Raw genomic sequence first — 26,125 nt, 5'->3', positions numbered from 1 at the left:
ACAAACGGGGCGGCCCGGAGGCGAATCCGGACCACCCGGCCCCGGGTCAGTGCCGGCCGCCGTGCCGCGGCCCGCCGTGGTCGCCACCGCCGTACCCGGGCGGGCCCTGGCCTGCCGGTTCCGACTCCAGACTGGCCTTCGTGTTCGGACCGTAGACCCCCGCGGGATCGCCCTGTACCTGCCGGTATGCCTGGTAGATGGTGACGGAGTTCACCACGTCCTGGTCGTACGTACCGTCCACCGGCCCCTGATACAGGTGCAGCGACGTCAGCTTCTGCTGGAGCGCCACGACAGCCGGACCGCTGTCCCCGGGACCGAGCGAGGACCCCGACGGCGCCTGAGGTGCTTGGGGCGCCTGGGCCACCGTCCGCGTGGCGGGCGCCGGCGGCGCGGCCTCGCGGGTCTTCGTGGGCGAGGGGCTCGGGCTCGTGGACGCCTTCATCGGGGAGGGGGAGGCCGACGCGGACGGCGTGGGCGGCGCGGACGGCTCCGGTGAGGTGCCCGACACCGCCCCCGGGTCCGGTTCGTCCAGCGCCTCGGCAGGCATCGCCCGGTCCTTCCCGTCGTCCCAGGAAAGGTTGACGCCGACGGCCAGGAAGGCCCCGAAGACGGCCGCGCCGCCCACCACGACCCCCGCCTTCCGCAGCGGCTTACGGCGCTCCCGCGCCTGCGCGCGCGCCGAGATCCGCGCCTGCCGTCTGCCGGGACCCCTCGCCGCTGTCACTCCGGAGGGAGGCGGCAGGGGCTCCGACGCGGCGAAGCCGGCCGGGTCCTGGCCCTCATCGGCGGGCGCAGCGTACGGCGGTGTCCCCGGCCCCTCGAAGTCCTCCGGGGGCGCGGCGTGCTCAGCCGTACGCTCCCCGCAGTCGCAGCCGGGTCTGCCCTCCGCGAGCTGTGAAGTGCCGCATACGGGACAGAGCTGTCCGGTCACCAATGGGTCCCTTTCCCGAGGTGGCTGGTAAGGAGTGCCTGCGATTATGCAGGCACTCTTCGCCTGGTGTGCCGCCGCCCGAACCCTCCGGCGGCGCTCGGCGGGCAATACCGGGACAGAACCACCAGGATGGAGATCCGGCGGATCCCGAGGAGATGCGGATGGCTCAGGAAGTGAGCACCCCGGCCATGAGCGCGGCGCCAGGCGAGGGCCAGAACCGGCGCTCCGTCCTGATCTCCATCGGCGCGCTGCTGATGGGGATGCTGCTCGCCGCACTCGACCAAACCATCGTCTCCACCGCCCTGCCCACCATCGTCAGTGAACTCGGCGGCCTGGAGCATCTGTCCTGGGTCGTGACGGCCTATCTGCTCGCGTCGACCGCCGCCACCCCGCTGTGGGGCAAGCTCGGTGACCAGTACGGCCGCAAAAAACTCTTCCAGAGCGCCATCGTCATCTTTCTCATCGGCTCCGTGCTGTGCGGTGTCGCGCAGAACATGCCCCAGCTCATCAGCTTCCGCGCCATCCAGGGACTGGGCGGCGGCGGGCTGATCGTACTGTCGATGGCGATCGTCGGTGACCTCGTCTCGCCGCGCGAACGCGGGAAGTACCAGGGCCTGTTCGGCGGAGTCTTCGGCGCGACCAGCGTCCTCGGACCCCTGCTCGGCGGATTCTTCACCGAACAGCTCAGCTGGCGCTGGGTCTTCTACATCAACCTGCCCGTCGGCGCCGCCGCGCTGCTCGTCATCGCCGCCGTACTGCACATCCCGGTGCGCTCGGCGAAACACACCATCGACTACCTCGGCACCTTCCTCATCGCCGCCGTCGCGACCTGCCTGGTGCTGGTCGCCTCGCTCGGCGGTACGACCTGGCCGTGGGGATCGGCCCAGGTCATCGGCCTCGCCGCGCTCGCCGTCGTCCTGCTCGCCCTGTTCGTCCGGGTGGAGCTGCGCGCGGCCGAGCCCGTACTCCCGCTGCGGCTCTTCCGCGTCAGGACGTTCACACTGGTCGCGCTCATCAGCTTCATCGTGGGCTTCGCGATGTTCGGCGCGATGACGTACCTGCCGACCTTCCTGCAGGTCGTCCAGCACGTGACGCCCACCCTGTCCGGTGTGCACATGCTGCCCATGGTGGCGGGTCTGCTGCTCACCTCCACACTCTCCGGCCGGCTCGTCAGCCGTACGGGCCGCTGGAAGGTCTTCCCGGTGGCCGGCACCGGCATCACCGCCGTCGGGCTCTTCCTGCTCCACCGGATGACGGAGTTCACCGGTACAGCGGTGATGAGCCTCTACTTCTTCGTCTTCGGCGCCGGGCTCGGCCTCGTCATGCAGGTGCTCGTGCTGGTCGTGCAGAACGCCGTCGGCTACCAGGACCTGGGCGTCGCCACCTCGGGTGCGACCTTCTTCCGCTCCATCGGCGCGTCCTTCGGTGTGGCCATCTTCGGCACCATCTTCACCAACAGGCTCATCAGTAAACTCAACGCGGCACTCGCGGGACAGCGGCTGCCGCCCGACGCGGACGCGGGGCGGCTCGCCGCCGATCCGCGGGCCATCGCCCGGCTGCCGGGCCCGCTGCGTCCGCGCGTGCTGCACGCGTTCGCGACGTCCATCACCGATGTCTTCCTGTACGCCGTGCCCGTCGTGCTGCTCGCGTTCGTCGTCTCGTGGTTCCTCAAGGAGGACAAGCTGCGGGCGTCGGTGACCGCCCCGGAGGTCAGCGAAACCCTCGCGTCCAACCCCGTCGAACGCTCCTCCGCCGACGAGACGACCCGCGCCCTGTCCGTCCTCGGCACGCGGGAGGGCCGCCACCAGATCTACGAGACGATCACCGCGAAGGCGGGGTACGACCTGCGCCCCGCGTCCAGTTGGCTGCTGCTGCGGATCAGACGCGACGGCGTCGTGGACCCCTCGACGCTCGCCGAGTTCGCGCCCGTACCGCTCACCGTGGTCAACGACGCCACCCGGCAGCTGGAGGTGGAGGGGCTGGCCGTACGCGACGGGATCGGGCTCGTCCTCACCGGGCGCGGCGCGCGGACGGCGGAGGGGCTGGCGCAGGCCCGGGAGGACTCCCTGTCCGAGCTGCTCGGCGACTGGTGGGGCCCGGACAGGCCGACCGATCTGGTGCGGCTCGTCGAGGAGTTGAACGCCGAGCTGTGCGGCTCGGACGGCGACCGCCCGCACACTCCGGAACCCCCGAGGGACCACGCGCCCCCACCACCGGAGTCGTACTGACGCAGGACCTCGGGGCCTGCGGGGCCCTACCGGTCTGCGTGGGGCGTGAGTTGCTTGCCGTACCAGATCTCGCTGTACGGGCCCGTCTCACGGTACGCGGGGATCTCCGCGAAGCCGTGTTTGACGTACAGGCCCCGCGCCTCGATCAGATCGAGCCGGGTGTCCAGGACGAGCCGGCGAGCCCCGAGTCCGCGCGCGGCCCGCTCCAGCGCGGCCGTCAGCGCCGCCCCGCCGCCACTGCCGCGTGCCTCGGGGCATACGTACACCCGGGTCAGCTCGGCCGCGGGTCCGGCCGTTCCCCCGTCGAGCATTCGCAGGCCGCCGCAGGCAGCCGCCTCACCGTCGAGCCGCCCGACGACGAACTCGCCCGTGGGCGGGACGAGTCGGTCGGGCGGGTCGTCGGCGAGCCCCCGGTCGATCTCCGCCTCGGTCGCCGGACGCCCCCAATAGCGGCTCGCGACCTCGGCGTAGTAGGCGCGGCGCAACCGCGTGGCCTCGGGGGTGCTGAACGGCTCGGGGCGCACGTACCAGTTCATGGTCGTCTTTCTATCGGGAGGCGGGTCTGTTTGCCCAGGGAATTACGGGCAACCCGAATTCCTGAACGACCCGCTACGACCCCTAGCGGACAAGTACGAGAACAAACCGAGACGAGCTGAAAACAGGAAGGCAAACATGTCCACAGTCCTGATCGTCATCGGTCTGCTCGTGGTCCTCGTGATCATTGCCGGTGTGGTCCAGTACGCGGGCCCCGGCAAAGGCCGCGGGCGCACCGGACTGAAGCACCGGTTCGGCCCGGAGTACGACCGTGTGGTGGCCCGTCACGACGGCGACACCAAGGCAGCCGAACAGGAGCTGAGCGAGCGGGTCCGCCTCCACGAGGATCTGCACCTCCAGGACCTGTCGGCCGAGAAGCGCGACCAGTATCTCGCCCAATGGACCGCACTCCAGGAGCGTTTCGTCGAGGCCCCGCACGAAGCGGTGGCGGAGGCGGACCACTTGGTGGCCCGAGTGGCCGAAGAACGCGGCTACCCCGGTGGCACACACCACGACGACCAGCTCAATGCCCTCTCCGTAGAGCACGCCCATCAGGTGGACGGCTACCGGAGGGTGCACCACGCGGCCTCTTCGGAAGGACGCGACGCGAGCACGGAGGAACTGCGCGAGGCGATGATCGGCGCGCGTGAGCTTTTTGAACGGCTGGTCGGCGCCCACCCGGAGAAGAGCGGTCACCACCGCACCCGGGACGCCGACCGGAACAGCAACTTTTCACTGCGGCCCAAAGGAAGTGGAGCGTAATGACCTACGACGAGAAGAGTGAGCGGAAGAACCTGGAATTCGACCCGGCGGGCGAGGAAGCCGTACGGCCGGACCGAGCCGTGCACGACGACCGCACCGAGTACCGGGACGTCACGAACCACGACGACGGGCCGGGGCGGACCGACCGGGCCGAGTGGCCGGTAGCGGACGGCTCGGCGGACGACGGCACTGCGGCTCCGGAGCGGGCCGGTACGGAGCGGGTCGGCGCGGAACGGGTCGGTACCGAGAGGACGGCCGACAGGACCGCTGACACGTACGAGCCCGCCAAGCCCGACTACGCCCCGGACGCGACACCCGCGAAGGCGACCGGCGCCAGGAGCGCGGGTAAGACGTCCACGCGTAAGCCGACGGCCGGCACGGCGACCTCTCGCACGACGACTCGGGGGACGGGAACCGGCCAGGGCGCGGGTGCGGTTGGCACCGAGACCGGACGGCTGATCCCGCAGCACGAGAGCGACGAGCTGACCCACCGGCTCCAGGAGGCGCTGACCACCTTCGTGGACGAGCCCCGGCACTCGGTCGAAGAGGCCGCCGGGGTGCTCGAGGAAGCCGCCAAGCGACTCAGCACCGTACTCGCGGAACGCCCGCGCTCGCTGCGCGCCAGCTGGGACGGGAACGCGAAGACCGGTTCCGGCGACAAGGCCGGTGCGAAGGAAGGCACTTCGGACACGGAGAACCTGCGGCTGGCGCTCCAGAGCTACCGCGAGGTGACGGAACGGCTGCTGCGGGTCTGAACCGACTTCCCCCGGCAGACCATGACCCGGCAGGACCATGACGACCACGCAGGCGGCGGCCCGGAAACGGACCGCCGCCTGCGTCTGTCGGCTGCGTTTCTCTGACGAGACGATGCGCGATCCCGACGTTGACGGCCAACGCGCTGAAGACGCTGTCGTGCAGAACGGCCCTGCCCGGGGCTCTCCGTCAGCCGATCACCCGCGCCAGGGCGAAGCCGTCGTAGCCCTTGCTCCCCACCGTCTGCACCGCCGTCGCGGACAGCCGGGGATGCGCCCCCATCAGCTCGATGGCCTGACGCGTTCCCCGCACTCCCGCGTCCGAGTTGCCCGCGTCGCCCACGCGGCCGTTCCGTACGACGTTGTCGATGATGATCACGCTGCCGGGACGGGTCAGCTTCAGCGCCCACTCCACGTAGTGCGGGTTGTTGGGCTTGTCGGCGTCGATGAAGACCAGATCGAAGGGGCCGGCGTCCTCCGCCACGAGCGCCCGCAGCGACTCCAGCGCCGGGCCCGTCCTGACCTCGGCGAGCTTGTCGAGCCCGGCACGTACGAGATTGGCGCGCGCGACCTCCGCGTGCGCGGGGTCGTACTCCAGCGAGACGAGCCTGCCGTCCTCCGGCAGGGCGCGGGCCAGCCAGATCGTGCTGTAGCCGCCGAGTGTGCCCAGCTCCAGAATGGTGCGCGCGCCTTGCAGCTGAGCGAGGAGGTGCAGCAACTTGCCCTGGTTCGGGGCGACATTGATGGAGGGCAGGCCGGCCGCGTCACTCGCCGCGAGGGCGGCCGAGAGCACCTCGTCGCCGGGGACGAGCTGTTCGGTGAAGTAACGGTCGACCGCGTTCCACTGGTCCTGGGACATGGGGGCCTTTCTGCTACCGGGATTCCCGAAGGGGACTTCACCCTAGAGCGTCGGCTCTGCCCGGACCCGGGTTCCGGACGACAGGAGTCGGCCCCGCGCGGTTCGGATCCTCCGCCCGGACCCGCAACCACCTGGGCTCCCGTCTCGTTGTGCTCTCCCGCCGGGCCGGGATTCCGGCGGCCCGGCGCGCGGTTCGGCACCCGGCCGTCGTCCCGTCTCCGGCCCGTTCGGATCGGAAACCAAGGGCATTGAGCCGAAACGGGGATGACAGCCAGGCGAAGAGGGGGTTGCCTGAGTCTTCTCATTGGGGCAATGCAAGGCTCTATGCCCCAGGGACGGCGGTTTCGTACGGAGGGTCGGCAGGCGTGGCGAATGCGGAGCACAGTGTGCGCGGGAGTGCGGCGATAAGGGATGCGGACGGCCGGTTCGCCCTGGCCCGTGCGGCTCTGTGGCTGGTCGCCGCCGTGCTCGCGGTCAGACAGGCGGCCGCCGTGCTGAGGCTGCCGCCGGGGCAGCGGCTGATCGATCTGGAGACGTGGACCGGTGAGAACGGAGTCCTGCATGTGACGGGATCGCTTTACGACACGGAGAGATTCACCGGTACACCGTTCGCGGGCCTTGTCCTGAAACCGCTCACCCGTTCGGCCGAACAGAGCCTCGGCGTCGCGTGGACGTTCGGAACACTGCTGCTGGTCGTCGCCCTCGGCCTCGTCGTGGCCAAGGCCCTGCCGGGCAGCCTGTCGCGCGGGACGGGCCTGATCGCGGCGCCGGTCGCGATCAGCCTGCTCATGCTGTCCCTGCCGGTGCGCAACAGCTTCTACCTCGGCCAGACCAGCATCATCCCTGTCCTGCTGGTACTGCTCGGCTGCTTCGCGGTGCGCGGGGAACGCGCCCCGGGCCTGCTGATCGGCGTCGGCGCCGCGCTCCAGCCCGCCGTGCTGCTCTTCGCCGCGCTGCTCTGGCTGACCGGACGCAGGAAGGGCGCGGTGACGACGGCGGGTACGTTCGCCGCGTGCTCGGCCCTCGCGTGGGCGGCGCTGCCCCGGGACTCGTGGACGTACTGGGTGCATCATGTGGCGGGCGCGGGCCTCGGTGACAGCCCCGGCACACTCGCCAACCAGTCGCTGCACGGCGCACTGCTCAGGATCGGCCTGGAAGGGCCCCCGGAGGTCGGCCTCTTCCTCGTGCTCGCGGCAGCCGTCGTGTACGCGGGACTGCGGCGCGCGGTGCGGTACGCCAAGGACGGCCAGCTGCTGCTGGCCGTCGCGCTGACGGGCTGCGTGGCGGTCGCGGTGTCACCCGCCGCCTGGCAGCACCAGTTGCTGTGGGTGCTGCTGGCCCTCGTGGGACGGGTCGGCAGGAAGGCCAGGGACCGGCTGGTGTGGCCGGCGGTGGTGGTGCTGGTGATGACACTGCCGGGGACGATGCTGCTGCCCAACATGACCGCGCTCCTCCCCGTACGGGACAACATCCCGCTGATCGCCGCGCTCGCGGCGGCCTGCGCGGTGCCGTTCCTGTCCCGTTCGTCGCCGTACTTCGAAAGACCGGTGCCGACCGAATACGCGCGGCCCGTGCCGGCACGCTGGAGCCGTGTCCCCCTGCTGCCGTTCTGGCGACGGCTGCTCGGCCGCCCCAACCTGCTGCTCGAACTGCTCGTCATTCGCGTCGGCTACTCCGTCTACTCCCACATCCGCCTTGCGGCGACGGGGGGCCGGGAGGCCGCCGAGAAGCACGGCGGTCAGGTCATCGCCGTCGAACGGGCGCTGGGGATCGACGTCGAACACTGGGTCAACCACACCGTCGCGCAGGTGAAGTGGGTCTCGGGCTTCTTCGACTTCTATTACGAGTCGTTCCACTTCATCGTGCCGCTCGCCGTCCTGGGCGTGCTGTACGTCCGCAGCCCGGCCGACTACCGCTGGGCGCGCTCCTCACTGGGCTTCGCCACGGTGCTCGCGCTGATCGGCTTCTGGTTCTACCCGCTGGCCCCGCCCCGGCTGATGCCGGGCCTGGGCTTCATCGACACGGTGCACGGCCCGCAGGACCTCGCGAACCCGGACTACGGGGCGATGACGGCGCTCACCAACCAGTACGCGGCGATGCCCTCGCTGCACTTCGGCTGGGCGCTGTGGTGCGGTCTGGTGATCGTCGTGCTGGCGCCGAAAACCTGGATGAAACTGCTGGGTCTGCTCCACCCGCTCTTCACGGTCTGCGCGATCGTCGCCACGGCGAACCACTGGGTACTGGACGCGGTGGGCGGCGCGACGGTGGTGGGCACGGGCTTCGCCCTGACGTACCTGCTGGCGGGCCCGAGAAGGCTGCTGGGGGCGGGGGAGCCGAGGGCGGCGCGGGTCGGGGTCGGGGTGGCGGGAGGGGCTGGGGTGGCTGTTGCGTCTGAAGGTATGGAAGGGGAGGACGGGTGATGACGACTTCGTCGTCTCCGTTGCGGCCCATCACCGTTGTTGCCGGAACGGGCGCTCTCGGTCACAACTGCGGGGCTTTTCGCACACCGTTGAGCAGCGACCTGCCGCCGAGCCCGATCCCCGCCGCCAACGCCAGGGCCACGATCCACCAGATGCCGCCCATGCCGCCGCCACCGTCGCTGCTCGCGCTCGCGGTCGTTGCGGTCAGCTCGGTGGACGTCTTGGAGGCCTTCGCCTTCGGCGTGGGGCCCGTCGCGTTCAGGCGTTGCACCAGGTCGATGCCGCCGAAGTTGCGTGGGTCGGTGTCCGTCGCATGACACGCGAGGATCAACCGGGCATACGCGGCAGGGCCGTTCTGCTGGGCCCAGGCCGCCGAGTTCCGCTTCAGCCACTCCAGCGCGCCGCTCGCTTCCCTTCCGTAACCGGCGGCCGACAGTGCCGTCACCGCGTCGGCCGTGCTCCCGGGGTCGGGCTGCGGCGCGTCGGGTGCGGTGCCGGGCGCCGGAGTCCGGTCGAGGTGGCCGGTCTCGGCGAGGGCCGCGGCCAGGTAGGCGGCGCCGTTGCGCGCGGCGCGCTCCGGGGCGGGGGAAAGGGACTTCTGGCAGGCCGGTGCCGGACCCGGGCGCACCGGTGACACCACCATCCGCTTGCCTATCCCGGCGAGCACGCCCGCCGTGGTGGCCTCGGCGTTCGCGGTCAACTTCCCCTTCGCGTCGGGCTGGTAGGCGAACGCTCCACCGCCTGCCGTACGCACGCCGCCACCAGCTGTCACGTCACACGGGATCGAGAAGCCGGCCAGTGCGTCGTACGGGCTCTGGTGCGCCGACGACTTCACCGAACTGGGCCGCACGCCCGCGGCTGTCAGCGCGCCGATCACGAGCGACGTGGACTGCGCGTCGCTCGGCGCACCGGGGCTGCGGCTCCAGCCGCCGTCCGTGTTCTGCGTGGATGTGAGCCAGTTCAGGGCCTTTCGCATGGCAGGGCGCTGATGGCCGATCGTGGACAGCGCCTGGACGGCCGCGGCGGTGGCCTGGGAATCGAGCGTCGTCCCGGCGTCGCACGGCGTACCGGGGTCGGCGCGGTACGAGGGGAACGCGCCGTTGGCACACTGCTGGCCCTTCAGCCAGGTCACCGCCCGGTCCGCCGGTCTGACACCGGCGGCGAACTGCCCGAGCATCGCGAGGGATTGCCGCCAGACACCGTCGTACGTGGGGTCCGTCGTGCCGTAGAGCCCCGGCGGGATCACCACCGACGCGGGCGGCGCCGGGGACGGTGTGGGGGCGGGCGCCCCCAGCGAGGGGCTGTTCGCGGAGGAGGCTCCGGTTCCGTGTGAAGGGCTGTTGGCGGAAGGAGCGGCGGAAGGCGGCCCGGCGGGGACGTCACCGCCCGCGACGGCGGCCGGTGCGAGGGTCACGCACAGGACGGCGGTTGCGGTGAGCACGGCCGCGCTGCTGCGAACGGTGGTCATGGACGGAACTGGGCCTCTCCTGTGGGCGCGTGGATACGCGGGGGCCGAACGCCCGGGCACGCTCAGGCACCGGGCTCGACCCCGTAACCTCGGCCAACCCCGACGGTGCGGGCCGGCACCGACGCGCACCGGTGACACAAGCCGACGGCCGGTTCCCACCGACATTCCACCGACTTGGCACCGTTTCGCATTGGTTTCGTACCGGCTTCTGCCCGTACGGGCACGATATGAGCCCGAGGACGACACTCCCACTCTACTCACGCCCTCATCTGCGACGCTCCTGCCCACCGGGCTTCGCCGAACGACCACCGCGCGGCCGCCGAATCCCGATCGCCTTCGCTACGGGTGGTGTCTAATATCCGTCGGCATGACGAGCCCCGCCGAGAGCGTTCAGCCGTTCCGCGTCGACATCCCGCAAAGCGACCTCGACGATCTCCACGACCGCCTCGACCGAACCAGGTGGCCCGACGAACTCCCGGCCGTGGGCTGGGCGTACGGCGTCCCGCGCGACTGGCTCAAGGATCTCGTGCGCCACTGGCGGCACACCTACGACTGGCGCGCCGCCGAGGCCCGGCTGAACGAGTGGCCGCAGTTCACCACCACCATCGACGGGGCGAACGTGCACTTCGCACACATCCGGTCTCCGGAACCGGCCGCGACCCCGCTGATCATGACGCACGGCTGGCCGGGCTCGATCGTCGAGTTCGCCAAGGTCGCCGGCCCGCTGACCGATCCACGCGCACACGGTGGCGACCCGTCAGACGCGTTCCACCTGGTGCTGCCGAGCATCCCCGGGTTCGGGCTGTCGGGGCCGACGCGCGAGACCGGCTGGGAGTTCCACCGAGTGGCCCGCGCCTTCGCCGAGTTGATGGCGCGACTGGGCTACGGGCAGTACGGAGCGCAAGGCGGCGACTGGGGCGCCGTCATCTCCCGCGAACTGGGCCGTAGTTACCCCGACAGGGTCATCGGCGTGCACCTGAACCTGCTCCCGGGCTCGTCCGCCACCGAAGAGCCGGACCCCGCCGAACTGGCCGCGCTGAGCCCGGCGGAGCGCGGGCGGACGCTGGCCTCGTGGGAACGCGGCCGGCGATGGACGCGTGACCGCCAGGGCTACGCCGACATCCAGTCCACCCGGCCGCAGACACTCGCGTACGGTCTTACCGACTCGCCGGTCGGCCAATTGGCCTGGATCACCGAGAAGTTCAAGGAATGGACAGATACGCGTGGTCTTCCGAGCGATGCCCTCGGCGTCGACCGTGACTGGCTGCTCACCAACGTGATGCTGTACTGGCTGACCGGCACCGCAGGTTCGTCGGCCCGCATCTACTACGAGAGGGCGCACGCCGACTACTGGGGAGCGCCGCCGGAGCCGTCCACCGCACCCACCGCACTGGCCGACTTCCCGCAGGAGAACTTCATTCCGCTGCGGCACCTCGCGGAGCGGACGAACAACATCGTGCGGTGGACGGAGTACGACCGGGGCGGGCATTTCGCCGCAATGGAGCAACCGGAAGCGCTCGTCGGTGACATCAGGACGTTCTTCGGCAAGCTCCCCCGGCAGGCGCCCGGAGCCCGCCGACCGTGACGGTTCCCTCGCGGCCGGGTCCGCGGTGAACGGACCCGGCCGCGAGCCTCCTCACCGGGCTGCCACCTGCCATGCCACGCCACGTCCGGGACCCGGATGGGACCGTGCGTCCTCGGGCCTTCCATCAGGAGCCGTGCCGGACCTCCGGGCCTGTCTCCTGTCAGGAGTCGCGTCGACATGCCGCCAGGCCATCTCCGGACACCCCGCCGTGGTATGGATCACCCGACCCTGGCATTCCGGTCGCGCTACCGGACGGTAGATTCAGGAGCGGTCGGCGATTACTCCGCAGCTTGTCCTATTTCTGCGCAGCCGATTACGATCCGTCGAAAACAGAGAATGCTGTGAGAAGGGGGCCGAGAGTGACCGCTGAGACCATTGTGGCGGGCACCGGTGTGGTGAGGCCCCCGGCGGAGGCGCCGGTGGAATCCCCGGGCGGGGACGACCAGCCGCTGCGCATCGCGCTCCTCAGTTACAAGGGCAACCCCTTCTGCGGTGGCCAGGGAGTTTACGTACGACACCTCTCGCGTGAGCTGGCCCGCCTCGGGCACAGCGTCGAGGTGATCGGTGCCCAGCCCTACCCCGTACTCGACGGCGGTGTACCGCTCACCGAGCTGCCCAGCCTCGACCTGTACCGGCAGCCCGATCCGTTCAGGATGCCGAGGCTGTCGGAGTTCCGCGACTGGATCGACGCCCTCGAAATCGCCACCATGTGGACCGGCGGCTTCCCCGAGCCGCTGACGTTCTCGCTGCGCGCCCGGCGTCATCTGCTCGCCCGTGCGGGGCAGTTCGACGTCGTCCACGACAACCAGACGCTCGGGTACGGGCTCCTCGGCGACCTCGGCGCGCCCCTGGTGACCACCGTCCACCACCCCATCACCGTCGACCGGCGGCTCGATCTGATCGCGGCGGAGAACCTGCGCAGACGTGTCTCCGTACGCCGCTGGTACGGCTTCACACAGATGCAGAAGCGTGTCGCGCGCCGGCTGCCTTCGGTGCTCACGGTCTCCGGGTCCTCGCAGCAGGAGATCATCGACGACCTCGGCGTACGGCTCGACCGCGTCCATGTCGTGCACATCGGCGCCGACACGGACCTCTTCTCGCCGGACCCCGCCGTGCCCGAGATTCCGGGCCGGATCGTCACCACGTCCAGCGCGGACGTCCCGCTCAAGGGGCTCGTTCACCTGGTGGAGGCCCTGGCCAAGGTCCGCGCCGGACAACCCGCCGCGCACCTGGTCGTCGTCGGCAAGCGAGCCGAGGACGGTCCTGTCGCGCAGGCCATCGAGCGGTACGGACTGGAAAACGCCGTCGAGTTCGTCAAGGGCATCTCCGACAACGAGCTGGTCGACCTCGTCCGCGGCGCGCAGGTCGCCTGCGTACCGTCCCTGTACGAGGGTTTCTCGCTGCCCGCGGTGGAAGCCATGGCCACCGGCACCCCGCTGGTCGCGACAACGGGCGGGGCGATCCCCGAGGTTACGGGAGCGGGCGGCGAGACCTGTCTGGCCGTACCGCCCGGCGACGCGGGCGCGCTGGCCGCCGCCCTCGGGCGGCTGCTCGGCGACGCGGAGCTGCGGAACCGGCTCGGCGTGGCGGGCCGCGAGCGGGTGCTTTCCCGCTTCACCTGGGCGAAAGCGGCCCAGGGCACAGTGGAGTTGTACCGCGCGGCGATCGCGGAGCAGCGGCCGTCCGGCCGTCGTGGCGCGGTCCCGGGCGGCGTCCGTTGATGGCACGCACCTGCCTCCGCACGCGCCCGGACACCTGCGACGATGCCCGCGCCTGCGTGGATGTCCACGTCTGCGACGATGCCCGCGCCTGCGTGGATGTCCACGTCTGCGACGATGCCCGCGCCTGCGTCCACGCCCGCACCCGTATCAACGCCCGCGTCACCGCCCGCGCTCGCACATGTCTCCGCCCCTCCTCCCGTCTTGCCTCCCCCCTCGATCGCGAAAGCAGGACTCTGTGCTGACCGTGGATTTCACCCGCTTCCCGCTCGCCGCAGGCGATCGAGTGCTCGATCTGGGGTGCGGCGCGGGCCGGCACGCCTTCGAGTGCTATCGGCGCGGTGCTCAGGTCGTGGCCCTCGATCAGAACGGCGAGGAGATCCGCGAAGTGGCCAAGTGGTTCGCCGCGATGAAGGCGGAGGGAGAGGTCCCGGAGGGCGCGACCGCCACGGCCCTGGAGGGCGACGCGCTCAATCTGCCTTTCCCCGACGAGTCGTTCGACGTCGTCATCATCTCGGAGGTCATGGAGCACATCCCGGACGACAAGGGCGTGCTCGCCGAGATGGTCCGTGTCCTGCGGCCGGGCGGCCGGATCGCCGTGACCGTGCCGCGCTACGGTCCCGAGAAGGTGTGCTGGGCGCTGTCCGACGCGTACCACGAGGTAGAGGGCGGTCACATCCGCATCTACAAGGCCGATGAACTCCTCCGCAAAATGCGGGAGTCGGGCCTCAAGCCGTACGGGACCCACCACGCGCACGCGCTGCACGCGCCGTACTGGTGGCTCAAGTGCGCCTTCGGCGTGGACAACGACAAGGCGCTGCCCGTCCGCGCGTACCACAAGCTGCTGGTCTGGGACATCATGAAGAAACCGCTCGCCACCCGCGTCGCGGAGCAACTCCTCAACCCCGTTGTGGGCAAGAGTTTCGTGGCCTACGCGACCAAGCCGCATCTGCCCGCGGCGGACGCCAAGTGACCTTCTCAGGACCAGGGACAGGGACAGGGGCAGGGTCAGGCTCCGGGCCGGAACCCGCTCGCACGGAACATCTTGTCCTGCCCGGTGTTCTCACCGCGGAACAGGCCGTCGAGACCGTCGCGGGCATCCTCGCCGTCCAGCGCTCCGACGGCGCGATCCCGTGGTTCCGCGGGCACCACCTCGACCCCTGGGACCACGTCGAGGCCGCCATGGCGCTGGACGCGTCGGGTGAACACGACGCCGCCGCCCGGGCGTACGCCTGGCTGGCCGGGCAGCAGAACGAGGACGGGTCCTGGTACGCCTCCTACCAGGACCCCGACCGGGACGGCGAGCCGACGCTCCCGCTCGACCTGGACCGCGAGACCAACTTCTGCGCGTACGCGGCCGTCGGCGTCTGGCACCACTACCTGGCGACCGGCGACGAGGGCTTCCTCGACGGGATGTGGCCCGTCGTGCGCGCCGCCATCGAGTTCGTCCTGACCCTGCGGCAGCCCGGCGGTCAGATCGGCTGGAAGCGTGAGGCCGACGGGACATCCGTCAACGAGGCGCTGCTGACCGGCTGTTCCTCCATGTACCAGGCGCTGCGCTGTGCGCTCGCGATCGCTGAGGAGCGGGAAGAGCCGCAGCCCGAATGGGAGTTGGCGACCGGCGCGCTCGGCCACGCGGTGCGCGCGCATCCGGAGCGGTTCCTCGACAAGAGCTTTTATTCGATGGACTGGTACTACCCCGTACTGGGTGGTGCCGTGACGGATACGCAGGCCAAGGTCCGGATCGAGGAGGACTGGGACCGCTTCGTGATCCCGGATCTCGGAGTGCGCTGTGTGTCTCCCAACCCCTGGGTGACAGGTGGCGAGAGCTGTGAACTCGCCCTGGCGCTCTGGGTGATGGGGGAGTCCGACCGGGCGCTGGAGATCCTTCAGTCGATCCAGCACCTGCGCGCGGACGACGGAATGTACTGGACGGGATACGTCTTCGAGGGCGAGCGCGCGATATGGCCGGTGGAACGCACCACGTGGACCGCCGGATCGCTGCTGTTGGCGGTGGCCGCTCTCGGGGGAGACGAGGCGACCACCGCCGTGTTCAGCGGCGAACGACTGCCGCGCGGTCTCGACCCCGACTGCTGCCGCTGAGCTGTCCGGCCGCCCGCTGCCGGCAGGCGGTGGGCGGCCGACGGGTCCGGGGGCCGGGCTCAGAGGCGACGCAGCCGGCTGGCCAGGCCGTGCCCGATGAACAGGTAGACGACGGCGGCGAGTCCGTAGCCGCAGACGACCCGGGCCCAGGCCTCGTCGAAGGTGAACAGGTCGTAGGACCAGCCGGCCAGCCAACGGGCCGCGTCCTGGACGAAGTTCACCAGATCGTTGGCGCGGTTGGCGTCCAGCAGGTACATGAGGATCCACAGGCCCAGGATGAAGGCCATGACGTCCGCGATGACGATGAGGATCGTTGCCGCGGAGCTGCTTCCGCTTCGGGTACGTGAGGACATGCCGACCGTGTTGCCCCTTGTGAGCGCGTGAAACCCGACTGGTGTACGACAGTCGAAAACCTTTGGGTAGAGCCTGACTGTGACGCTGAGCGGCCCGAAGCTGCCGGACTTCTGGGCTGGAGCGGACATCGATCGGCTGAACGGCCCTTCAGGGCGCGGGTGTGACGACTGCGGCCCCGCGTCCGGAAGGACGCGGGGCCGCAGTGCTGGTGTGCTGGTGTGCGTGGAGTCGTCAGCCGCGCTGTATGTCGGCGATCTCGCGCAGAACGCCGCGCCGGCCGTCCTGCGTCTGGGCCACCAGGCCGGGCCCGCGCTGCTCGACTGCCAAGTACCACGTACCCGGGGCGAGTTCGGCGATCGGCGCGGGGGCGCCGTCCTCGCCGTACAGCGGGCGCGCGACCGGCACCGCGAACCAGAACGGGGAGAAGTCGCCGGCCGGCGCCGCGCCGCCCTGGGACGGCTGGCCCTGCTGGGGCTGGCCCTGGCCCCGGCCCGCCTGGGGCTGTCCTGCCTGCGAGTTTCCTGCCTGGGGCTGTCCCGCCTGAGGTGCGTACGGCTGCGGCTGGCCCGGCTGGCCGGCCTGTGACTGCTGGGCGCCGTACGGCTGGGGCTGGCCGGGGTATCCGTAACCCTGCTGAGGCTGGCCGGGGTATCCATAACCCTGTGGCTGGCCGCCGTACGGCTGCGGGGTCTGCGGCTTCGGCGGGCCGACGAGCGCGACCTTCAGCGCCGGGACGAGCGGGCTGCCGACGGCGCCGGCCGCCAGGAGGAGGGCGGCGACGAAGCCGAGGATCATGCCGGTACCGGCGTGGCCGCCGAGGTCGATCAGGGTCCAGAGCGCCGACCAGAGCGCGAACACCGAAAGTGCTACGCCGAATTGGCTGACATCGAGCCCGAGTACCCGGCGCGTCTGGGGCATTGAGCGGGTCAGGATGATCAGCGCCGCCGCGATGACTCCGGCCAGATGAATGCTCATCACGGTGCCCAGCAGGTCCCAGGCGGTCGGGCCGAATTCGTACAGCTTGATGAACGAGGTGATGAACAGCAACACCGCTGCTCCGATCACCACGCCGTCGCCTCGAGTGAGGGAGCGGATGTTCACGTGGAAAGTCCTTCGTAGATCGTCTCGTCGGGGCGGCCGACGCCGCCGCTCACGCGGCGGTGCGCGGTGCGAAGCTCAGGGGTGGCTCCCTATCGTACGGATGAATGTATCGTCTGCCCGGTCCGGGCGCCCGCTCGGTATCGGGACCGGTGCGTATTCTCAGAAGCCTCTTATGTCCCGGACCGCTTCAGCGACTTGAGGTACGAGCCGATGCCGTCCGCCAGTCCCTGGGCCGCCTTCTGCCGCCAGTCGGCGCTGGTGACGAGCGCGGCGTCCTGCGCGTCCCGCATATTGCCGCATTCGATGAAGACCTTGGGCACAGTGGACAGATTCAGTCCGCCGAGATCTTCCCGCACATCCAACCCCGTACCGCCACCGATGTAATTGGAGCGTTCGCTCCCGGTCGCGCGGGCGAAATCCGAGACGATGCGTTCGCCGAGATCGCGGGAGGGGCCCACGATTTCCGAGGTGTCGGCGCCTTCGCCCTTCACCTTCGCGGGAAGGATGACATGGAACCCGCGATTGCCGGCCGCCGCTCCGTCCGCGTGGATGGAGAGAGCGGCGTCCGCCCCGGCCTTGTTGCCGATGGCGGCGCGCTCGTCCACGCACGGGCCGAACGGACGGTCGTCGTCATGGGTGAACGTGACCTTCGCGCCCTGCTTCTCCAGCAGTGTGCGCAGCCGGTGTGACACGTCGAGGGTGAACGCGGCTTCTGCGTAACCGGAGTTGGTGGAAGTGCCGGTGGTGTCGCATTCCTTGCTGGTGGTGCCGATGTGCACGGGCGCGTTGATCTCGGTCGTGTGCTGGGAGTTGCGGGGGTTGTGACCGGGGTCGATGACCACGACCCTGCCCGCGAGCGGCAGGTCGGCGGGGTCCTCGCCACCCGGAGCGTTGTCGTCGGAGTCGGAACCGGAGCCGGAGCCGGGCTTGGAGTCGGTGGGGGAGCCGGACGGTGCCGCGGCCCGGGAGGAGGCGCCCGCGGAGGTGTCCGCGCCGGACGATCCGCTTCCGTCGGGTCCACTGGTCCCCTGATAGAGGAGCCACCCTCCGAGCGAGCCGATCACGAGCGCGGCGGCCGCGACGGTGAGGGGTTTCCGGCCTGGGAGGCGGCGGGCGGGAGGTGGGGTTTCGTCGTACGACACGCGGCGATCGTAGTCCCGAGGCGTCAGATTCCTGGGGCGGTACGGCGCAGGACGCGCAGGGAATCGGTGGCGGAGACCTCGGTGAAGGACCCGGAGGCGAGCGCGCGCAGGTAGACGCGATACGGCGCCTGACCGCCCTTGGCCGGGTCGGGGATGACATCGTGGATGGCGAGCAGACCGCCCTCCGCGAGGTGCGGGGCCCAGCCCTCGTAGTCCCCGTTCGCGTGTTCGTCGGTGTGGCCGCCGTCGATGAAGACGAGCCCGACCGGGCCGTTCCACACCTTGGCGACCTGCGGGGAACGGCCGACGATCGCGATCACGTCGTCCTCGAAACCGGCCCGCCGCAGTGTGCGCCGGAAGGTGGGGAGCGTGTCCATCAGGCCCAGCTCCGGGTCGACCACCTGCGGGTCGTGGTACTCCCAGCCGGGCTGCTGTTCCTCGCTGCCGCGGTGGTGGTCGACGGTGACGGCGACGGTTCCCGCCTGCCGGGCCGCGTCCGCGAGCAGCAGCGTCGAGCGCCCGCAGTACGTGCCGACCTCCAGCAGTGGCAGGCCGAGGCCGCCCGCTTCGGCCGCGGCCGCGTACAGGGCGAGGCCTTCATGGACGGGCATGAACCCCTTGGCGGCCTCGAAGGCGGCAAGGGTCTCAGGCTTCGGCTCGGTCCCTGCGGCCATCGGGCTCTCCTCGTAGTACGGGTTCGCTGCGCGGGGTGCGTGGTGCGTGCGCGCTCATGATCGCAACACGCCCCCGGCGCGACGGCGCCGGGGGCGTGCGGGGCCCGCCTCACCGTGACTCCCGCACTGGAGCTGCGGTGCGGGCACCCGTGCGGGGCCGAGGCGAGACCGGTCCGCAGGAGTACCTGGCGAGCCGGGCGCCGGTTACGGCGTGACGGCGGCGCTGCGCTCCGGCGCTCCCTCTGTCAGGACGAGATCGATCTCGATCCGCAGTCCGTCACCCGGGTAGGTCACCGGCCTGGCGAGCGGCGCGTATCCGGTGGCCGAACCGGCCAGGACGTAGTCGCCGCCGGCCGGCGGCAGCAGCAGGTAGTGGCCGTCCTCGTCGGCGACGGTGAGGCCCGCCTGCCTGCCGTTGCGGTCGATCAGGGTGACGTTCGCCCGTGCGACCGCCGTCCCGTCGGCGTCCAGGACGCGACCCGCGAAGCCGCCGGAACCGGCGACCAGTGTCGACTGCGAGAGGACCTCGTCCTGGCCCAGGAGCCCCCGCCCCTTGGCCGTGCGCGCCGACCGCTGTCCCGGCAGGAAGATCGCCAGGGCCAGACCACCGAGTACCGCACCCGTGGCGATCATGAACGAGATGCGGAAGCCGCTCATGGTGGGCACCGCGACGCCGCCCATCCGGACGGACGTCTTCGCCAGCACCATCCCGATGACCGCGCTCGACACCGACGTACCGATGGAGCGCATCAGGGTGTTCAGACCGTTGGCCGCGCCCGTCTCCGACGCGTCGACGGCCCCGATGATCAGCGCGGGGAGCGAGGAGTACGCGAGGCCGATGCCCGCGCCGACGACGACCGAGATGATGATGGTCTGCCAGGCGGCGCTCATCAGGCCGAGGCCCGCGCCGTACCCGATCCCGATGATGATCATGCCGAGGATCAGCGAAACCTTGGGGCCGTACGTCGCCGAGATCTTCGCGTACAGCGGTGCGGTGAACATCATCGTCAGTCCGAGCGGCGCCACGCACAGACCGGCGACCACCATCGACTGGCCGAGGCCGTACCCGGTCGAGGCGGGCAGCTGGAGCAACTGCGGCAGCACGAGCGAGATCGCGTAGAAGGCGACCCCGACCATGATGGAGGCGAGGTTGGTGAGCAGCACCTCGCGGCGTGCGGTGGTGCGCAGGTCGACCAGCGGCGCCGAGACCTTCAGCTCCATGACGCCCCACAGCACCAGGATCGTGATCGCGAGCGCGAACATGCCGAGGGTGGTGGAGGAGGTCCAGCCCCAGTCGCTGCCCTTGGTGATCGGCAGCAGCAGGGAGACGAGCCCGGCGGAGAGGCCGATCGCGCCGAACCAGTCGAACCGGCTGGTGGCCCGCGACGACGACTCCGGTACGGCGATGACGGTCAGCAGTATCGACAGCACACCGAGCCCGGCGGAGGCGAAGAACAGCGCGTGCCAGTCGGCGTTCTGCGCGATCAGCGCTGCGACGGGCAGGGCGAGTCCGCCACCGACGCCGATGGACGAACTCATCAGCGCCATGGCCGAGCCGAGCTTCTCGCGCGGCAGTTCGTCGCGCATGATGCCGATGCCGAGCGGGATCGCGCCCATGGCGAAGCCCTGGAGCGCGCGGCCGACGATCATGATGAGCAGGTTGTCGGTGAAACCGCAGATCAGGGAACCGATCACCATGACGGCGAGGCTGGCGAGCAGCATCCGCCGTTTGCCGAACAGGTCACCGAGCCGCCCCATGATCGGGGTGGATATCGCCCCGGCGAGCAGCGTGGCCGTCATGACCCAGGTGGCGTTGGCCGGTGCGGTGTGGAGGAGGGTGGGCAGGTCCTTGATGACCGGAACGAGCAGGGTCTGCATCACCGCGACGGTGATGCCCGCGAAGGCGAGGACGGGGACGACACCACGGGTTCTGCGCTCCCGCGGATCCGGGGCGAGGATCCCGGCGTGCTGATCGGTCGTCGTCTGCGGCATACGTGCGGCCTCCGGGCAGGGAGAAGGGAAGGGGCAAAGAAAACAAGGGCTGAGCAAGGGTGGTGCGAGGGTGATGCGAGTTCAGAGCGGACGTGAACGGACCCCGGCGGACAGCGCCGCTCGCGGGGTCGATGCAGCATGAACGTTTTCTTATCTCATCGTTATTCCGGAAAACCCGGCACGAATATCAGTCCGATGCGATCCGGCCATTCGGGATCGGCGAGAGACATCAGGAGCGGGAAATCCCCGTGTGAAGGCCGCCGGTGACTGCGACCGCGGCGCCATGATCCGTGCGGGATCGGAAGCCGTCCCCATACCTCCGGCACGGCCGTTTCCGCGGCCACTCCAGCATCGGCCGTTACAGCATCCGCGGCCGACACCGCCGTATCCGCGCCTACCGTATCCCCACCGCCCGAGCCGTCCGTACCCGGGCGGTGGTGTGGAATCAAGCGGTACAACTGTCACGGCCGCCGCGGCTGGACCGCGGCGGCCTCGTGCGCGATGACGACCCTCGCGCGGTGACCTGTGCTCCGAGCCGGCCCGAGTCGCCCTGAAGCGCCTTGCGTTGCTCCGAGGCGCGCCCCGAGGTGCACTCCGGGGCGCGTTCCCGCGCGCCCCGGAACACTCCGAGCTGCCGGCCGTTGTGTGCGTGTGACCGCTCAGGCGGCCCTGCGGTTGTTTCCTTCCTGGCGACGGTGGCGGCCGTGGGCCGGAGCCGCCGAGTCCTCCGTCGAGGCCGCGCCACCTCTGTGCTTTCCGTCGCCGCCGGCTTCGCCCTGTCCGCCGGCCGCTGCCTGCGGACGTTTCTGGGACATGTCGGTCCTGGCTTCAGACATGTGGGAAATTCACCCCGTCATGATCGCTTCCTGTGGGCGTGAGGCTCAGGCCGGCCACGTACCGCCCGGCGACGGAACGGTCACGTCCGCGACGAAGTCACCGACGGCGCCCGGTCGGTGTGGCTGCCCAGCCGTGATCAGAGTCTAGGTCCTGTCCGGCGGGTCTCCGTGGATCGGCCCGGGGCGTCTGGTGCGGTGCATCGCAAGGCGGAGGAGCATGCTCGTACAGGACGTACGTGGATGACTCCGACAACACGGCGAGGTGCCGTGCCAGGCGTTCCGGGCCCGCGAAGGTCCGCCGGACAGGGCCTAGTCGGCCGTCCCGCGGCCGGTGAGCGGTGCCTGCTGCAACGGCACCGGCCTGCACATCTCAGGAGTGTGTGGAGCGCCGTACGGTTCCCCGCCCGCGGATTGCGTTTGTGACGGTTCCATGGCGGCGTTCATGGCGCAGCCCATGGCATCGCCCAGGGCAGGGGCGACGGCACCGGCCGCGCCCGCACCTGTGCCCGGTCCTGGCGCGAAGCCCGGGCCCGGACCCCCGCCCAGCCACAGCCCCGGACCACCGCCCGAACCCGCGCCCAGCCCCGCCCCCGCTCCCGGAACGTCCGCAGGCGCCGCCACGCGTGCCACCCCGCACGGCACCTCCCGTGTCGCGTAGGGCAGCCGCAGCGCGCCGTCCCGTGTCCACAGCCCGGCCCCCGCCAACCACCCTTCCGGTGGGCGCAGTTGATGCAGCTGGCGTCCGGCGGGCCGCCACACGCCCACCCAGCTGCCCGCAGCGCCGTCGATCCGCAGCGCGACCGCGCAGGCCTCCGGCGTCAGCACCTGCCCCGGCTGTACGGCGAACGGCGTCACCGCGCAGTCCGCCGGCCGCAGGCATTCGGGAAAGCGGACCGGGCTCAGGCTCCCCAGCACACCCCAGCCGAGCCGGTCGTGGCCCGCCGCGTCGGAACGGATCAGCAGCAGCCCGCTGTCGGCGTCCGCCAGCAGCAGCCGGTCGTTGCTCTCCTCCGTGATCTGCAGCAGCGGCGTCACCTCCCCGTCCCGTCCCAGGTCCACGGCGACGGCCTTGACCACGCCGTCCAGCTCCCGGTCGAGCGCGAGTATCCGGCCCGTACCGTCCAGCCAGACGCCGCCCGTGCAGCGTCCCGGCACCTCCACCACGTACGCGGGTCCGAACGCCCCGCCCGCCACCTGCCAGATCGTCGTGGAACGCTCGCCGACGGTCAGGGCGTACGCGCACTGGCCGTCGGGGGCGGGCGGCAGCAGGGACAGTTCCGGGCCCTCGACCGCGCCCAGTTGCAGCTGCCCGGTCCCCGGACCGGCCGGATAGAGCAGCGAGAACGCGTGCCGGTCCGCCACCCGGCGGGAGATGAGCACCCTGCCGTCGTTCAGCGGCAGCACTTCCGTGTCGGGCTCCTCCGGCTGGTCCAGGGGGAGCGGTACGGCGTAGGGCTCGGGCCCGTCCAGGGTCCACCGCTCGGGAAACCACGCCTCACTGACCGCGCCGAGCCTGAGCCGCGCGGCGTACGTACCGTCCGCCGTGATCGCGAACGCCGCACGCCGTGCCGCACCGTTCTCCGTGGCCGTCTCGATGGCACAGGCCGTCGTCATGGTTCGTCACCTCCGGCGACGAAGCTAGGCATCGCACTCCCTGCCGAACAACACGAGACCGCATGCTTCACGTATAAGGGTGGTCATGTGCGGATTCGCCTGAAAGTGCGGGGGTGGGTGTGCTGCCCGATTGAGCGACGGCTAAGGTTAGGCACTCCTAAGTGACGTACTGGCCCCCAGGAGCAACGCAGATGTCCATACGACGCCGCGGCACAGCCGCCGTCATCGCCCTCGCGGCCGCGCTGTCCCTCGCGGCCTGCGGCGGCAACGCCTCTTCCGACAAGGACGCGGCCGAGTCCGGCGACTCCGGGGGCAAGAAGGCCGCGGTCGCCACGGGCGGCAAGGAGTTCGCCACCGCGGCGGAGAAGACCGCGGCCTTCGGGACCGACGCCAAGCCGGGCCAGTTCCCCCGCACCATCACGCACGCCGAAGGCAGGACCGTGCTGCCGAAGCGTCCCGAGCGGGTCATCGTGCTCGACGTCGGTGAGTTCGACAACGTTGTTTCGCTCGGTGTGAAGCCGGTCGGCTACGCGCCCACCGAGGGCGACGTGGCGATCCCCAGCTACCTGAAGAAGGACGCGGGCGCCCCCAAGAACGTCGGCACGATCAACAACCTCAACCTCGAGGCGATCGCCGCACTCAAGCCCGACCTCATCCTGGGCAGCCAGCTGCGCGCCGCGGACAAGTACAAGGAGCTGTCGGCGATCGCCCCGACGGTCTTCTCCATCCGCCCCGGCTTCACCTGGAAGCAGAACTACCTCCTGAACGCCAAGGCGCTGGACCGGCTCGACACCGCGCAGGCCAAGCTCGCCGCGTACGAGAAGGAGGCGAAGGCGCTGGGCGCGGCCGTCGGCCCCGACAAGCCGGTCGTCTCGATGGTCCGCTACATGCCCGGCAAGCTGCGGCTCTACGGAAAGGCGTCGTTCATCGGCACGATCCTCGAAGACGTCGGCCTGCCGCGGCCCAGGAACCAGCAGATCGACGAACTCGCCGTGGAGATCAGCCCGGAGAGGATCGACGACGCGGACGCCGACTGGATCTTCACCGGGGTCTACGGCGACGCGAAGAAGACCGACCGCGAGAGCGCGCGTTCCAACCCGCTGTGGAAGAACCTGAAGGCGGTCAAGGATGGTCAGGCCAAGGACGTCGCCGACGAGACCTGGTACCTGGGTATCGGCGTCACGGCCGCCGAAGAGGTCCTGGGCGACCTCCGCGGATACCTGGTCAAGTAGTACCCGCGCGTTCAGCCGTGTCCGCCGCGTCCTGAAGAGGCGCGCACGTTGCCCGCTTCCTCAGGAGGCGGGCACGTCGCCTGCCTCCTCAGGAGGCGGGCACGTCGCCCTGATGCCACCTCCCGGCTTGCGTACCTCCCCCGGCCCGTCCCCGAAGGCCGGAAGGTACGTAAGCCATGGTGGGCGGGGCGCGGCGGGCAGGTAGCCTTTCCCACGTGCCCCGTCTGTCCGAAGTCCTCGCCGCACTCGACGCCCTCTGGCCCCCCGAGCGGGCCGAGCAGTGGGACGCCGTCGGTACGGTATGCGGCGATCCCGACGCATCCGTGACCCGTGTCCTGTTCGCCGTCGACCCCGTCCAGGACATCGCCGACGAAGCCCTGAAGCTCGGCGCCGACCTGATCGTCACGCACCATCCGCTGTATCTGCGCGGTACGACGACGGTCGCGGCCGACACCTTCAAGGGCCGCGTCGTGCACACGCTGATCAAGCACGGCGTCGCCCTGCATGTCGCGCACACCAACGCCGACACCGCCGATCCCGGCGTCTCCGACGCCCTCGCGGGCGCGCTCGGCCTCCGGGTCGTCCGTCCCCTCGTGCCGGATCCGACCGATCCCTCGGGCCGCCGCGGCCTCGGCCGCGTCTGCGAACTCGACCGCCCCGCCACGCTGCGCGATTTCGCCGCGCGCGTCGCCCGCCGGCTGCCCGCCACCGCGCAGGGCATCAGGGTCGCGGGCGACCCGGACGCCGTCATCCGTACCGTCGCCGTCAGCGGCGGTTCCGGCGACGGCCTCTTCGGCGATGTCAGAGCCGCGGGGGTCGACGTGTTCCTCACGGCAGACCTGCGCCATCACCCGGCCTCGGAAGCCACCCAGCCCGCGCCGCAAGGCCGGGCGGGGCAGTCCGGCGGGCCCGCGCTGATCGACGCCGCGCACTGGGCCACGGAGTGGCCGTGGTGCGAGCAGGCCGCCGCCCAGCTCGACGAGATTTCCGACCGCCATGACTGGGACCTGCGGGTCCACGTCTCGAAGACGGTCACCGACCCCTGGTCCTTCCACCATTCCTCAGGAGCCCCCAACTGAACGCCGCGCCCGCCGACCAGATCCGACTTCTCGACGTCCAGGCCCTCGACGTACGACTGTCCCAGCTCGACCACAAGCGCACCTCCCTGCCCGAGCACGCCGAGATCGAGTCCCTGACGAAGGACCTCACCCAGCTGCGCGACCTCCTGGTCGCCGCGACGACCGAGGAGAGCGACACCGCCCGCGAGCAGGTCAAGGCGGAGCAGGACGTCGACCAGGTGCGGGTGCGCGCCGTACGCGACCAGGACCGGCTCGACTCGGGCGCGATCACGTCCCCCAAGGACCTGGAGAACCTCCAGCGCGAGATCGTCTCGCTCGCGAAGCGCCAGGGGGACCTGGAGGACGTCGTCCTTGAGGTCATGGAGCGCCGCGAGGCCGCGCAGGAGCGGGTGTCCGAGCTGACCGGGCGGGTCTCGTCGGTGGAGACCAAGATGGCGGAGGCGGCGGCCCGCCGTGACGCGGCCACCCAGGAGCTGAACGCCGAGTCCGCGACCGTGACCAAGGAGCGCGAGGTCGTCGCCGGTTCCGTCGCGGCCGATCTGCTCAAGCTGTACGAGAAGCTGCGCGGACAGAGCGGCGGCGTGGGCGCCGCCCGGCTGTACCGCCGCAAGTGCGAGGGCTGCCAGCTGGAGCTGAACATCACCGAGGTCAACGACGTCAGGGCGGCCTCGCCCGACACCGTCGTGCGGTGCGAGAACTGCCGGCGGATCCTGGTCCGCACGGCCGATTCGGGTCTGTAGC

The 26,125-nt window shown here is 70.6% G+C and carries 21 protein-coding genes; 11 read left to right on the top strand and 10 right to left on the bottom strand.

What is annotated here, in order from left to right:
* Positions 1-46: 46 nt before the first annotated feature.
* On the bottom strand, positions 47-931 hold the full coding sequence (locus ACIP6N_RS06210; RefSeq protein ID WP_401813285.1) for a peptidoglycan-binding protein: 885 nt from the start codon (positions 929-931) through the stop codon (positions 47-49).
* Positions 932-1,092: 161 nt separating this feature from the next.
* Between ACIP6N_RS06210 and ACIP6N_RS06205 the strand changes: the two genes are divergently transcribed.
* Positions 1,093-3,159, top strand: coding sequence for an MDR family MFS transporter (locus ACIP6N_RS06205; RefSeq protein ID WP_401813283.1), 2,067 nt, complete (start codon positions 1,093-1,095; stop codon positions 3,157-3,159).
* A 26-nt stretch (positions 3,160-3,185) separates the two neighbouring features.
* Here ACIP6N_RS06205 and ACIP6N_RS06200 read toward each other — a convergent pair whose 3' ends face one another.
* Positions 3,186-3,695 (bottom strand): GNAT family N-acetyltransferase, encoded by a 510-nt coding sequence (locus ACIP6N_RS06200; protein WP_401813281.1) that lies wholly within the window; start codon positions 3,693-3,695, stop codon positions 3,186-3,188.
* Positions 3,696-3,831: 136 nt separating this feature from the next.
* Here ACIP6N_RS06200 and ACIP6N_RS06195 point away from each other — a divergent pair, with 136 nt between their 5' ends.
* Complete coding sequence (locus tag ACIP6N_RS06195) at positions 3,832-4,455, top strand: hypothetical protein (RefSeq protein WP_401813279.1); 624 nt, start codon at positions 3,832-3,834, stop codon at positions 4,453-4,455.
* Positions 4,455-5,210 (top strand): hypothetical protein, encoded by a 756-nt coding sequence (locus ACIP6N_RS06190; protein WP_401813278.1) that lies wholly within the window; start codon positions 4,455-4,457, stop codon positions 5,208-5,210. The genes ACIP6N_RS06195 and ACIP6N_RS06190 overlap by 1 nt, the downstream gene beginning before the upstream one ends.
* 187 nt (positions 5,211-5,397) lie before the next feature.
* Here the strand turns inward: ACIP6N_RS06190 and ACIP6N_RS06185 are convergent, their stop codons facing one another.
* Positions 5,398-6,066: an O-methyltransferase gene (locus tag ACIP6N_RS06185; RefSeq protein ID WP_401813276.1), complete on the bottom strand. Its 669-nt coding sequence runs from the start codon at positions 6,064-6,066 to the stop codon at positions 5,398-5,400.
* 365 nt (positions 6,067-6,431) lie between these two features.
* Between ACIP6N_RS06185 and ACIP6N_RS06180 the strand changes: the two genes are divergently transcribed.
* Positions 6,432-8,486: a bifunctional glycosyltransferase 87/phosphatase PAP2 family protein gene (locus tag ACIP6N_RS06180; RefSeq protein ID WP_401813274.1), complete on the top strand. Its 2,055-nt coding sequence runs from the start codon at positions 6,432-6,434 to the stop codon at positions 8,484-8,486.
* Positions 8,487-8,547: 61 nt separating this feature from the next.
* On the opposite strand, the gene ACIP6N_RS06175 is transcribed toward ACIP6N_RS06180, so the two are convergent.
* Complete coding sequence (locus ACIP6N_RS06175) at positions 8,548-9,954, bottom strand: prenyltransferase/squalene oxidase repeat-containing protein (protein WP_401813273.1); 1,407 nt, start codon at positions 9,952-9,954, stop codon at positions 8,548-8,550.
* Positions 9,955-10,321: 367 nt separating this feature from the next.
* On the opposite strand from ACIP6N_RS06175, the gene ACIP6N_RS06170 reads away from it, so the two are divergent.
* The 4 genes from ACIP6N_RS06170 to ACIP6N_RS06155 all read left to right on the top strand — a co-directional run bounded on the left by ACIP6N_RS06170 (position 10,322) and on the right by ACIP6N_RS06155 (position 15,360).
* Positions 10,322-11,539 (top strand): epoxide hydrolase family protein, encoded by a 1,218-nt coding sequence (locus ACIP6N_RS06170; RefSeq protein WP_401813272.1) that lies wholly within the window; start codon positions 10,322-10,324, stop codon positions 11,537-11,539.
* Between the two features lie 359 nt (positions 11,540-11,898).
* A complete protein-coding gene (locus ACIP6N_RS06165) occupies positions 11,899-13,260 on the top strand; it encodes a glycosyltransferase family 4 protein (protein ID WP_401813270.1) in 1,362 nt (453 codons plus the stop codon).
* 235 nt (positions 13,261-13,495) lie between these two features.
* Complete coding sequence (locus ACIP6N_RS06160; RefSeq protein WP_401813269.1) at positions 13,496-14,230, top strand: methyltransferase domain-containing protein; 735 nt, start codon at positions 13,496-13,498, stop codon at positions 14,228-14,230.
* A gap of 77 nt (positions 14,231-14,307) precedes the next feature.
* Positions 14,308-15,360, top strand: a complete 1,053-nt coding sequence (locus ACIP6N_RS06155) for a prenyltransferase (RefSeq protein WP_401813515.1) — start codon at positions 14,308-14,310, stop codon at positions 15,358-15,360.
* 59 nt (positions 15,361-15,419) lie between these two features.
* Here the strand turns inward: ACIP6N_RS06155 and ACIP6N_RS06150 are convergent, their stop codons facing one another.
* The 6 genes from ACIP6N_RS06150 to ACIP6N_RS06125 all read right to left on the bottom strand — a co-directional run bounded on the left by ACIP6N_RS06150 (position 15,420) and on the right by ACIP6N_RS06125 (position 23,073).
* Positions 15,420-15,713: a hypothetical protein gene (locus tag ACIP6N_RS06150; protein WP_401813267.1), complete on the bottom strand. Its 294-nt coding sequence runs from the start codon at positions 15,711-15,713 to the stop codon at positions 15,420-15,422.
* A gap of 232 nt (positions 15,714-15,945) precedes the next feature.
* Complete coding sequence (locus ACIP6N_RS06145) at positions 15,946-16,815, bottom strand: hypothetical protein (protein WP_401813265.1); 870 nt, start codon at positions 16,813-16,815, stop codon at positions 15,946-15,948.
* Between the two features lie 170 nt (positions 16,816-16,985).
* Positions 16,986-17,957 (bottom strand): N-acetylmuramoyl-L-alanine amidase, encoded by a 972-nt coding sequence (locus tag ACIP6N_RS06140; protein ID WP_401813264.1) that lies wholly within the window; start codon positions 17,955-17,957, stop codon positions 16,986-16,988.
* Between the two features lie 23 nt (positions 17,958-17,980).
* Positions 17,981-18,631, bottom strand: coding sequence for a class I SAM-dependent methyltransferase (locus ACIP6N_RS06135; protein WP_401813263.1), 651 nt, complete (start codon positions 18,629-18,631; stop codon positions 17,981-17,983).
* Positions 18,632-18,835: 204 nt separating this feature from the next.
* Positions 18,836-20,623: an MFS transporter gene (locus ACIP6N_RS06130; RefSeq protein ID WP_401813261.1), complete on the bottom strand. Its 1,788-nt coding sequence runs from the start codon at positions 20,621-20,623 to the stop codon at positions 18,836-18,838.
* A 1,145-nt stretch (positions 20,624-21,768) separates the two neighbouring features.
* Complete coding sequence (locus ACIP6N_RS06125; protein ID WP_401813260.1) at positions 21,769-23,073, bottom strand: hypothetical protein; 1,305 nt, start codon at positions 23,071-23,073, stop codon at positions 21,769-21,771.
* Positions 23,074-23,264: 191 nt separating this feature from the next.
* On the opposite strand from ACIP6N_RS06125, the gene ACIP6N_RS06120 reads away from it, so the two are divergent.
* From ACIP6N_RS06120 to ACIP6N_RS06110, 3 genes are all read left to right on the top strand, one after another.
* A complete protein-coding gene (locus ACIP6N_RS06120; RefSeq protein WP_401813259.1) occupies positions 23,265-24,305 on the top strand; it encodes an ABC transporter substrate-binding protein in 1,041 nt (346 codons plus the stop codon).
* Between the two features lie 215 nt (positions 24,306-24,520).
* On the top strand, positions 24,521-25,384 hold the full coding sequence (locus tag ACIP6N_RS06115; protein WP_401813258.1) for a Nif3-like dinuclear metal center hexameric protein: 864 nt from the start codon (positions 24,521-24,523) through the stop codon (positions 25,382-25,384).
* Positions 25,381-26,124: a zinc ribbon domain-containing protein gene (locus tag ACIP6N_RS06110; RefSeq protein ID WP_401813513.1), complete on the top strand. Its 744-nt coding sequence runs from the start codon at positions 25,381-25,383 to the stop codon at positions 26,122-26,124. Before ACIP6N_RS06115 ends, ACIP6N_RS06110 begins: the two co-directional genes overlap by 4 nt.
* Position 26,125: the final 1 nt, after the last annotated feature.

This window comes from Streptomyces sp. NPDC088725 (genome assembly GCF_044751305.1).
Classification (GTDB): domain Bacteria; phylum Actinomycetota; class Actinomycetes; order Streptomycetales; family Streptomycetaceae; genus Streptomyces.
The sequence above is the reverse complement of the archived record's forward strand: the minus strand, read 5'-3'. Positions and strand labels throughout refer to the sequence as shown.